The 11,275-nt window shown below is 36.5% G+C and carries 9 protein-coding genes and 1 pseudogene; 5 read left to right on the forward strand and 5 right to left on the reverse strand.

Annotated features, from left to right (window positions below):
- The first annotated feature begins 1 nt into the window (after window position 1).
- Window positions 2-496 carry a F0F1 ATP synthase subunit B gene (locus tag GGR08_RS06160; RefSeq protein WP_183194485.1) on the forward strand — a complete coding sequence of 165 codons (495 nt, stop codon included), beginning with the start codon at window positions 2-4 and terminating at the stop codon, window positions 494-496.
- A 364-nt stretch (window positions 497-860) separates the two neighbouring features.
- On the opposite strand, the gene glyS is transcribed toward GGR08_RS06160, so the two are convergent.
- From glyS to GGR08_RS06180, 4 genes are all read right to left on the reverse strand, one after another.
- Window positions 861-3,083 carry a glycine--tRNA ligase subunit beta gene (glyS, locus tag GGR08_RS06165; RefSeq protein WP_183194486.1) on the reverse strand — a complete coding sequence of 741 codons (2,223 nt, stop codon included), beginning with the start codon at window positions 3,081-3,083 and terminating at the stop codon, window positions 861-863.
- The gene (locus GGR08_RS06170; RefSeq protein ID WP_183194487.1) at window positions 3,083-4,024 is read right to left on the reverse strand and encodes a glycine--tRNA ligase subunit alpha; all 942 of its coding nucleotides are present in this window, start codon (window positions 4,022-4,024) and stop codon (window positions 3,083-3,085) included. The genes glyS and GGR08_RS06170 overlap by 1 nt, the downstream gene beginning before the upstream one ends.
- A 101-nt stretch (window positions 4,025-4,125) precedes the next feature.
- On the reverse strand, window positions 4,126-5,820 hold the full coding sequence (locus GGR08_RS06175; protein WP_183194488.1) for a tetratricopeptide repeat protein: 1,695 nt from the start codon (window positions 5,818-5,820) through the stop codon (window positions 4,126-4,128).
- 94 nt (window positions 5,821-5,914) lie between these two features.
- Window positions 5,915-6,931, reverse strand: coding sequence for a polyprenyl synthetase family protein (locus GGR08_RS06180; RefSeq protein ID WP_183194489.1), 1,017 nt, complete (start codon window positions 6,929-6,931; stop codon window positions 5,915-5,917).
- Between the two features lie 239 nt (window positions 6,932-7,170).
- On the opposite strand from GGR08_RS06180, the gene GGR08_RS06185 reads away from it, so the two are divergent.
- The 4 genes from GGR08_RS06185 to GGR08_RS06200 all read left to right on the forward strand — a co-directional run bounded on the left by GGR08_RS06185 (window position 7,171) and on the right by GGR08_RS06200 (window position 11,065).
- Window positions 7,171-7,959 (forward strand): tRNA1(Val) (adenine(37)-N6)-methyltransferase, encoded by a 789-nt coding sequence (locus GGR08_RS06185; RefSeq protein ID WP_183194490.1) that lies wholly within the window; start codon window positions 7,171-7,173, stop codon window positions 7,957-7,959.
- A 189-nt stretch (window positions 7,960-8,148) separates the two neighbouring features.
- A complete protein-coding gene (locus tag GGR08_RS06190) occupies window positions 8,149-8,997 on the forward strand; it encodes a S49 family peptidase (RefSeq protein WP_183194491.1) in 849 nt (282 codons plus the stop codon).
- A gap of 237 nt (window positions 8,998-9,234) precedes the next feature.
- Window positions 9,235-10,143, forward strand: a complete 909-nt coding sequence (locus GGR08_RS06195; RefSeq protein ID WP_183194492.1) for a 4-(cytidine 5'-diphospho)-2-C-methyl-D-erythritol kinase — start codon at window positions 9,235-9,237, stop codon at window positions 10,141-10,143.
- Between the two features lie 289 nt (window positions 10,144-10,432).
- Window positions 10,433-11,065 (forward strand): ribonuclease HII, encoded by a 633-nt coding sequence (locus tag GGR08_RS06200; protein WP_183194493.1) that lies wholly within the window; start codon window positions 10,433-10,435, stop codon window positions 11,063-11,065.
- Between the two features lie 76 nt (window positions 11,066-11,141).
- Here the strand turns inward: GGR08_RS06200 and GGR08_RS08575 are convergent.
- Window positions 11,142-11,275: pseudogene (locus GGR08_RS08575) on the reverse strand (tyrosine-type recombinase/integrase); the annotation flags it as partial.

Here is an 11,275-nt window from a genome sequence, read left to right on the forward strand (position 1 = left end):
GATGACTGATACTTTTTGGGCTTTTGTTGGGTTAATTCTTTTTTTAGTCCTTTTAGTTTATTTTCAAATTCCACAGAGAATTATTCATCATCTTGATATGCGTGCGAAACGTATTAAAGATGAGCTCGATGAAGCTCTACGTCTTCGTGAAGAGGCACAGGAGATATTGGCTGAATATCAACGAAAACATGCAGAAGCGGAAAAAGATGCGCAAGAAATTATTACTGCAGCAAAGCATGAAGTTGAATCTGTTCTTGCTGAGGCTCGTATAAAAGCAGAAGAGTATGTAAAAAACCGCAATAAATTGGCAGAACAAAAAATTGCTCAGGCAGAAGCGGATGCAATCCGCATGGTTTCTTCGTCTGCTATCGATTTGGCAATTTCTGCGGCGCGTATTCTTATTGCAAAGGAATTGGATTCCAATAAGGTAAATGAATTCATTAAAGAGTCTCTTGCAAAAGAGTCTCTGATCAAAATGAAAACATATTTTAATTAATGGTGTCTTGAAGATAAAGGACTACTTTTTTAGGTCCATAATTTTTTTAATTCTTACATATTTAAAAAAGGTGTGGTTGAATATTTAAGCTTTCTTATCGAGTTTTGTGGAAGTGAATCCCATAGTGTGTGAAGCTCAGTAGAGTCTTCTTGATAGGGATCCAGATTAAGCCTAATCTGATAGGGGTCTTCGCGCTTTAAAATGTGTAGACGAAGTTAGTATAAAATATCTCTAACACTAAAAAATCTCCTTCTTTTAGGAGATTCTCGAATCTCGAGAGAAATCCACTACGATATTTTGAAATATTAATTAATAAAAGTACTAAAAAAAATTTATTTTTATCAGTTGATAAAACGTTTTAGTTTTAAATAGCAAGCTTTGAAAAGTCTGCAACTGCTTGTGTAATAGCATGAGTACGTTTGAGAAGAACAAGACGGTTAGCACGAACATCAAGTTTTTTATCATTCACTAATACTTTTTCAAAAAATATATCAATTAATTTTCCAAGTGGCGCTATTACACTGAGTGCGAACGATAAATTTGTTGCATTGATGTAATCAAGAATCTTTTTTTCTGCATCACAGATTGCATAATAGAGTTTCTTTTCTTCTTCCTCAACAAAGAGCTCTGGATTGATTTCATTCGCTATTGTTGTATTTTTTTGAAATTCATTTTCAAGAATATTGGCAGTACGTTTTACAGAGGTTGCAAAGCTCATTCCATCATTTGTATTGATAAAAGAAACAAGCGATTCAACCTGACGTGCAACCAATAAAAAATCATCAGACTCTTTTTTTAAAACTGCTTCAAGCACGTCATAACGAGCTCCTTTCTCTTTTAGGTAGATTTTTAAACGGTCATGAAAAAAGCATAATAGATCTGATAAAATATATTCTGTTTTTTCTGAAAGCAAATTCTGCAATTGTGGTTTTTTTCGTTGAGAGATTTTATATTTATTTTTTTGTTGCAAGAGCAGATTTTTTGCCAACAGAAACAGTGGCATGAGATTAATTTTCCAATCTCGTGAAAGTACAAGCCTAATAATTCCTAGTGCTGCTCGTCTTAATGCATAAGGATCTTTTGAACCAGTTGGTTTTTCATTAATAAGCCAAAAGCCAACAAGCATATCAATTTTGTCGGCTAGCATAACTGTTATAGCAAGCGGTTCTTGTGGCAGATGATCTGTTGGTCCTTGAGGTTTATAGTGGTCTTCGATTGCTACTGCTACGTGAGGATTTTCCCCTTGAAGAAGGGCATATTTGTGCCCCATTACTCCTTGCAGTTCAGGAAATTCTCCGACAATTTTTGTTTGCAAATCAGCTTTTGCAAGAATTGCTGCACGTTTCGCTAAGAGAGGATCTGCTTGTATCAAAGGCGCGATTTTTTGTGCGAGTGTAGCGATGCGTTCTACTCTTGCACCTTGCGTACCTAATTTGGCGTGAAAAGTTACATTCAAGTGATCAAGTTGTGCCATCCTTTGATCAAGAGTTTTTTTTATATCAAGATCAAATTTTTTTATAGAAGATTCCAATTGTTTAATATCAGGCAAATTACGCTGATCTGTTTGCCAAAAATAGAGTGCATCAGAAAGACGGGCATGGATAACCTTACTATTTCCTTTAGAAATTTCCTTTCCTTCATCATTTGCGAGAAGATTAGAAACGAGAATAAAATGATGAGAGAGTTTTATCTGCTCCCCTTGTTTACGAGTGACGAAACATTTTTGATTGGCTCGAATGGTTAGGCGAATAATTTCTGGAGGAATACTGAGAAATGATTTGTCAAAATCACCCATAAGCACAACAGGCCATTCAACAAGCCCAGAAACCTCTTCTAGAAGGGCATCATCTTTAACTAGTTCTAAACCATTTGCAAAGCAAAGATTTTGGGCATCAGCTAAAATAATATTTTTTCGTCTTTCAGCATCCAGAATGACTTTATGGGTTTCAAGTTGAGTGACATAGTCATCAAAGCGATGCACTTGGAATGGTTTCCCGTCACTTAGGAAACGATGACCATAAGTTAGATTATTGCTTTTAAGAGATCCAATTGTAAACGGAATAACATGTGTTTCGCCGATTTCTGGTCCGAAAATGCAAAGAATATTTTGTAAAGGTCGAATCCACTTTAGAGCTCCACTTTTTTCTGAGTCTTTTCCCCAACGCATAGATTTTGTCCATGGAAAGTTACGGATAATATCTGGTAAAATATCAGCGATAATTTTTTCTGCCGCTTGACCTTTTTTAACAATTTTAGCAATATAAAAATCTCCTTTTTTATCATCATGTCCAATATGTGCTTCAGAAATATCATTCAACCCTATTGCACGCAGGAAACCGTCAATTGCATGCTGTGGTGATTTTGTACTAGGACCTTTGCGTTCTTCATGGATATCTTTTGAGCGTATAGAAAGTCCGCGTATGTCCAATGTTAGCCGACGAGGTGTCCAATATTCACGAGCAGCTTTATAAGTCAACCCAGCTTTCACGAGTTGATTTGTAACAGCTTTTTTTAGATCAACCGCAGCTTTTTGTTGCATACGTGCAGGAATTTCTTCACTGAAAAGTTCAAGAAGAAGATCAGACATTAGGCTTCTCCAGTGTATATTTGTCCAGCTTCTGTGAGTAAGAAGGCTTCTCCACAACGGCGCGCGAGATCACGAACGCGAAGAATATGACTTTGTCGTTCGGTTACAGAAAGAACGCCACGTGCTTGCAAAAGATTAAAGATATGGCTCGCTTTAATACATTGATCATAGGCAGGAAAAACACAGCGATGTAATGCATTTTTTTCATTTGGTTTTCCAGCATCAAGAAGAGCGCTGCATTCATATTCTGCATCGATAAAATGCTGATGCAGTAGTTTGGTATCAGCAAATTCGAAGTTATAATATGAGTACTCCTGTTCTGCTTGTAAAAAAATATCTCTATAACTGATTTTATTTTCTTTCTCTAAACCATTAAAGTTAAGCTCATAGACGTTATCAACCCCTTGGCTATACATTGCTAGACGCTCAAGACCATATGTAAGCTCTCCTGAAACTGGGGCGCATTCAATACCGCAAATTTGTTGAAAATAAGTAAATTGAGAAATTTCCATTCCATCACACCAACATTCCCAGCCGAGCCCCCAAGCGCCAAGAGTTGGACTTTCCCAATCATCTTCAACAAAGCGAATATCATGCAGTTTTGTATCAAGTCCGATAGCTTGTAGAGATTTGATATAAAGTTCTTGAAGATTAGGCGGAGAGGGTTTGATAAGCACTTGAAATTGATAATAGTGTTGTAAACGATTTGGATTCTTACCATATCTACCATCTGTTGGACGTCGAGAAGGTTGAACATAGGCAACTTTCCAAGGGCGTGGACCTAGGGAACGCAGCGTTGTTGCTGGATGAAAAGTTCCAGCGCCGACTTCCATGTCATAAGGTTGCAAAATCGCACATCCATAGTTAGCCCAATAGTATTGCAAGGTTAATATAAGTCCTTGAAAAGAACGTGTAGGGTTAAGATGTTCAGGTAGTTTCACGCTTTATACTCTTTAAACATTGAATGACATAGCTAACGATCAAAGAAATTTTAGTTCCCATGACTGTTTATTATTTCATGTGGTTTACGGTTAAGCATCATTTATTGCAAACCAAATTTCAACTTTTCTTGAATTTGTTTAGGATTTTCTGGTTTTCCGTCAATTGCATGATTCCATTGAAATATTGCTTCACGTTTACGTCCCACTTTCCAATAGGCATCTCCTAAATGATCATTCAATGTTGGATCCTCAGGCTGTAATCTAACAGCATTTTCTAATATTGGGACTGCTTTGTTGTATTCTTTTAGTTTATAATAAGCCCATCCTAAAGAGTCGAGGATATGACTGTTGTGAGCTTGCAAAGTAGAAGCTTTTTGCAGCATGTGGAGGGATTCTTCAAGTTTCTCTCCACGTTCCACAAGGGAATAGGCTAAATAATTAAGAACCTGTGGTTGGTTTGGAAAAAATTCAAGTGCTTTTCGCAAGTCAATTTCTGCTTTTTGCCATTGTTTTAAACGTTCAAAAGCAATACCACGCTGATAAAAGAGTTTCCAGTCGTCCTGCCGAAAGTTTTTTATCTGAGCAATAGCATGGTCTAAAGTTTTTGCGGCTTTAAGAAATTTATTATCTTGCATATAAAAAGCAGCGATTGTTATCAAAATGTTGCGATCATTGGGAAATTTTTTATTTAACAATGTGAGTAATTTTATTGCTTCTTTGTAATTATTGTTATTGGCAAGAAGGAATGCAAGATGAAGTTGTCCATCTTTATAATGAGGCGATTTAGGGGATAAAGCACGATAAAGTTTAATTGCTTGATGAGGATCATTCAATTTAGCAGAAATGTGTGCAAGCTGAAACAGTGTTGTGTCATTTTGAGGGTATAAAGCGAGAGATAATTGTTTAAAAATACGTGCAATTATCCCTGAGTTTTTGTGGTTAAGAGCTGTTCCAAAATTATATAATACCTCGGCTGCACCTTGTTGAGGTGTTTTAACAATTTTCTCTAAGAAAGCGTTTTTTTCAATTTTTTCTCGAAAGTTTTTGAGGATTTCTCGACCAGATAACATTTGTTCGCCATGCTGGATTGTTTGAAGGGCTTGATTGCGCATATTGTGGCGCAATTGGAATGAGGCGTAGGCTATGATAATACGTTCATATGTATGAGGCGCGATAAGAGGTCCCTGTTTATTACTAAGCGCCTTAATAAAATACTTTTTCGTATCCTGTGGTTTTTCTGCAAGGTCGCTCATAAGTGCTAGATGATAAGATATAAAAAGGTCATACCAGACAGGACCTTTTATCTTTTTAAGATCAGCAATTGCCTGAGATTTTTGTCCAGATCCAAATGTAGTCCAAGCACCGATTAATTCAGGTATTGGGTTATTGGATGTAGGGAGGTCTTTTAATTGCAGAAGAAGCTTGGCATTTTTGTAGTCTTTTTTGATCAGACTTTCTATTGACAATGTTAAGGATACAAAGGGTGTTATAACACCTTGTTCTTTGAGTTTTTTTGCCTGTTGGACAGCTTCTTTAAAGTTCCCTACGGAGAGCATAGCTTCAAGGAGTTCTTTTTGTGTTTCAATATTATCAGGTTGATAAACAAGAGCCTGTTTAAAATAATTGATAGCGAGATTTGTTTTATTTTCATGATTTGCAACTCTTCCAGCTAAATAAGCACCTGTAAAGGAGCTTGTATGAATTGCAGCGTTTATTTTGCTGTAGATAGGGAATGGTATCAGCATGATACCCACGATAAAGAGGGTAAAAAGTCGGGATACCGTTGCAGAGCACATAGAGCTAATCCTTTTCAAGATAATCAATCGATTGTGTAGTTTATAAATCATATTTCATTATTTTACTGAAAAATATTAAAATTCTTGCAAAAAGTCAGTTTACACGTGCAATACAAAATTTAACGGTTTCAATGAGAGCATTATAAGCAAGATTTTTGTTCATGGGAATAAGAGCATTAATTGCATGTTTTCCATAGATACGCGCTTGTTCTATTGTATCTGTGATACTGTTATACTTTTCCATTAAGTGTTGTGCGTGTGCGAAGGATTCATCATCATTATTTCCGTCTTCAAGCGCTTGTTTCCAGAAAGCTTTTTCTACCATATTCCCACGCTCATATGCAAGAATAACAGGCATTGTGATTTTTCCTTCTCTAAAATCATCCCCTATATTTTTTCCTAAGTTTTGGGCATTACCACTATAGTCAAGTGCATCGTCAATCAATTGGAAAGCTAAACCTAAAGATGTTCCATATTCCCGTAATGCAGAACGCTCTTTATTTCCACATCCAGCAACAATGGGTCCTACTTCAGCGGCAGCTGAAAAAAGTGCTGCTGTTTTTGCATTGATGATTTTGAGATAGTCTAAAGGGCTGGTTTTAATCTTTTTTGCAGCAGAAAGTTGCATAACTTCTCCTTCGGCAATAATTGCAGCAGCGTTTGCTAAGACAGAGAGTGCTTCTATAGAGCCAACATCAACCATCATTTTAAAAGCTTGTCCCAACAAGAAGTCACCAACAAGTACACTTGCTTGATTCCCCCAAATCATCCGTGCTGTAGATTTCCCACGTCGTAAATTACTTTCATCAATTACATCATCGTGCAATAGGGTTGCTGTATGCATAAATTCAACAGCTGTTGCAAGTTTTATATGTCCGTCACTTTGATACCTGAACATATGAGCAGAAGCGAGCGTAATCATTGGGCGTAACTGTTTTCCACCTGATGAAATAAGATGATTAGAAATTTCAGGGATCATCTCAACCTCTGATTTTGCCATAGAGAGAATAAATTGATTTACGCGCTCCATATCTCGTTGTGTAAGATCAATAAGAGGTTGAAGAGAAATTTGATTATTTCTTATTTGTTTTGGTTTAATGACTGCACTCAATATATTGACTCCTAGAGTATTGTAATGGACCTATGTAAATTCTATTTTATTCACTAGCATAAAGAGCGTTTTGTTTTGACTCAAGCTTTTGATATCGTTTTAAAGTGTAAGATTTGAATGATATTGGCAAGAAATGTTTTTGAGCAAGTGTAATGTTGTTGTTATGAAATGATAAAAAAATTAAAACAGCAGCTGAATAGCAAAGTACAGCTTCCAAGGGTGAGAAGTTAGGCTTTTAAATGGATAAAGTAGCGAATCAGAGTAACGAAACAATTGACAGTTTTCATCGCGGGAAATTTTATTTAGTTCAACCCCGTAACTATGGCCATCGCTCTGGGATGGATGCTATGTTATTAGCCAGTTTGGTTCCAAGTAATTTAAAAGGTAAGGTTGTTGATTTAGGTGCAGGTGCTGGAGCCGCAGGGTTAGCTGTTGCTTCTCGTTGTCTAAAAGTTCATGTTACCTTAGTTGAACGTTCAGCTTTTATGGCATCTTACGCTCAAAAAACGCTTATGCTAAAACAAAATAAACAGTTTACCGGTCGAATTTGTTTACTAGAAGCGGATGTTACCTTCAGAGGGAACGCTCGTATAAAAGCGGGTTTGATAAATAATAGCTTCGATTTTGCGATTATGAATCCACCTTTTAATAATCCTACCGATCGGAAGTCAACTGATAAATACAAATCTGAAGCACATGTTATGCCTGAAGCGATGTTTGATAACTGGTTGCGGAGTGCAGCAGCAATTGTTAAACCAGGTGGGTGTCTAGGATTAATTGCACGTCCACAATCATTGATAGATATTTTGCGTGCTTTAGAGGGGCGCTTTGGTGGTATTTGTGTAATTCCTGTGCATGCACGTGCGAAAACAGCAGCAATTCGCCTTTTATTTTACGCAAAACGAGGAAGTAGAGCAGCTCTATCTATTTTGCCGGCATTGGTTATACATGAAGGTAATGACCATACTTTTTCACCACGGATTGATGCAATTAATAATGGATATATAAGCTTGTGGGAACTTTTGTAATGGTATCTTGTGTTTTTAAGTTTATTATTTAAAGTCTAAACTTTGTTTTAGGGAGCTTTAATTTTGGGTGAAATTATATTTCTAGTGTAATATAGGGATTAATTGGTGTTTTTGGGTATTGTCGCATTTTTTCTTTTTGTTGTCCTTGCCTATTTAATTGTTCTTAATTTATAAGGAGATTTTGTTTTGATGGATATTATCAGAAATTTTATTCCACACCGTTTTTCTTCCAATAAATTGGAGGTTCCTGTTGTGCGCCTTCAAGGGGCGATTATAGATTCATCAACATCTATATCTCGTACGCTTTCATTAAGCAGGTGTGCAAATCTTTTAGAAAAGGCTTTCGCGCAAAAAAAATCACCTGTTGTTGCACTTATTATTAATTCTCCTGGTGGTTCACCTGTACAATCGCGTTTTATCTTCAAACGTATTCGTGACTTGGCAGAAGAAAAAAACAAAAAGGTTCTTGTGTTTATTGAAGATATAGCAGCATCCGGTGGTTATATGATTGCTTGTGCAGGCGATGAAATTTTTGCAGATCCTTCTTCGATTGTTGGTTCTATTGGAGTGGTTTCAGCTTCCTTTGGTTTTCCGGAACTTTTGAAAAAAATTGGTGTCGAGAGGCGTGTGTACACAGCAGGAAAGAACAAGGTTACATTGGATCCATTTCAACCAGAAAAAAAGGCGGATATTGAGCATTTGAAATCTCTCCAACTTGAAGTGCATCAAACTTTTATCGATTTGGTTAAAGAGCGGCGTGCTGAAAAATTAACAGATGATTTGAATCTCTTTACAGGAATGTTTTGGAGTGGGAAAAAAAGCGTTGAACTTGGTCTAATTGATGGATTAAATGATGTACGTTCTGTTATTAAGGAACGTTTTGGTGATGATGCAAAACTTCGGCTTATTACGCCTCCAAAAAGTTTTTTAGGACCCAAAACGCCTTCAGGAGTGACAGCCCATACAATTTATACTGCAGTTGATAGTGCATTGGTGGCAGTAGAAGAGCGGGCACTTTGGCAGCGTTACGGTTTGTGATGGAAAGGAACATTTAAACAGGAGGGGAGTATCTAAAAGAAGATGCTAGAAGAAAAAAGATTTGAAGTGATACGGATGAGAGTGTGTCGTTTATTTTTTGTAAAGAACCCTTCACATTTCTTCGTTGTGTAGAAAATCATTAGAAATATTCGGAACTGTTTATGGAATCGATGCTAAAACTATGGATAAAAGAGAGATGTTTGTAAAAGAACTCTCGACAGGTTAATATTACATCATATGATATCAAATGCACAAGCTTCGTTTCAAAAACATTCTTATGTGTTTACACCCATTAAATTGAATTTAGCTCTACATGTTGTAGGGCAACGTGCTGATGGTTATCATTTAATAGAAAGTTTGGTTTATTTTAGTCTTAGTGGTGATTATCTACACTACGTGCCTTGTGAAAGTAACGAGTTTGTTTTAACGGGGCTGTTTGCAAAAGGTCTCGTTTCTCATTCGGACAATTTGGTTATTCGCGCACGCAATTTTATGCATAAGAGTTTTCCTGAGAGTGCTCAACCTTCTTTTTTTCGACTTGTAAAAACATTACCTGTTGCTTCAGGTATTGGTGGTGGATCAGGTGATGCAGCTGGGGTTATAAGCATATTGCGTCGACAGTGGAATCTTGATTTTCCTTATGAAAAATTAGCAAAAATGAGCTTAGTTCTTGGTGCTGATGTCCCCATGTGTCTTTTTGCATTGGAATATCAGCAGCCACTCTTTGTTAAAGGGATTGGCCAAAAGATTATACGACTAGAAGAGGCTTGTCCACTGGCAATGGTCTTGGTTAATCATGGACAAGAGATTTCAACACAAGCTGTTTTTAAAGCATTAGAGAAGCGTCATCATCCTCCTTTAAAAATTGATCCAGTCTCTTTAAAGACTGTTGATTCATTGGTTGAAGCTTTACAGGAGACGCGTAATGATTTGTTTTTCCCGGCATTAAAAATGGTCCCTCAGTTAGCAGAAGTTTTATCTATATTGGATGAATGTGGGTCTCTTTTTTCTCGTATGTCTGGAGCAGGGGCAACTTGCTTTGGTATTTTTAAAAATCAGCAAGCAGCGCAACAAGCAGCTCTTTTTATAAAATTGATGCACCCAAATTGGTTTGTAAAATCTATCATAACTTTAGGAAATATTTGAGAAATAAAGATAAAATTTTATTTTATAATGATTTTTCTATACATAATAATGAAGGGAATAACCAAAGAAATGTATTTTTTTGTTTTTTAGTTAAAACGAACATATGCTATAATAATCCCTTAGAAAGGAAAATAGATAAGACGCTACTCTTTTTATCTCGTGTTTTGTTTCTATTTCTTGTGTGGACAATTCACAAAATATTTGGAGAGTTATTTAAAACTGTAATGCTTGTAGAAATAAGCAGGTGGCAGAAAGAAATATATGTTTGTTGTATTTGTGATTTATCAAAATGTTTAATTTTCCGCTTCGGCCAAATTTTTCGTGCGAATTGGATTTGCAGAAACAGGGTTTTTTTCATATAGCAGGTGTTGATGAAGTAGGACGCGGACCCCTTGCTGGGCCTGTGGTAACAGCGGCAGTTATTTTGGATAGAGATCATATTCCTGATGGATTAAATGATTCAAAAAAACTCTCTTCTCTTCAGCGGAGTAGACTTTACCATGAAATCTTGCAAAGTGCATTAGCGGTTTCAGTTTCTAGTCTTTGCGCCCGTACAATTGATCAATCTAATATTAGAAAAGCAACTTTAGAATCAATGCGTCGCTGTCTTACAGGATTAGCTGTTTCAGTTCACTATGTACTTGTTGATGGATGTGATATCCCTTCCAAGCTACCCTATCCAGCAACGGCATTGATTAAGGGCGATCAGCGTTCTGTTTCAATTGCAGCTGCATCTATTGTTGCAAAAGTAACACGTGACCGGATGATGGAGTGTGCGGGACAAGTTTATAAGGGTTATGGTTTAGAAAAGCATGTAGGTTATGCAACGTTAGCTCATCGTACAGCTCTTGATAAATATGGTCCAATTGTAGGATTACATCGTTATAGTTTTGCACCACTAAAGCATAGAAAAGGCAATTAAGGCCAACAACCTATTATATTATAAGCTTAAGGAATTTTATAATTATTAATTCTATTATGTTTTTTTAATTCTATCCCTAATTTTTTTGAAGTTTTTTTATGGCTTCAAGAGCCAGTTTTTACGATCTGCGCTCTTTGTATAAAGAGATGCCATTTGATCTTCTGTCCAGCCAAAAATTGCTTTGAGTTGTGATACAGTTGCCCCTGAATT

It is taken from the genome of Bartonella fuyuanensis (genome assembly GCF_014197255.1).
GTDB classification, from domain to species: domain Bacteria; phylum Pseudomonadota; class Alphaproteobacteria; order Rhizobiales; family Rhizobiaceae; genus Bartonella; species Bartonella fuyuanensis.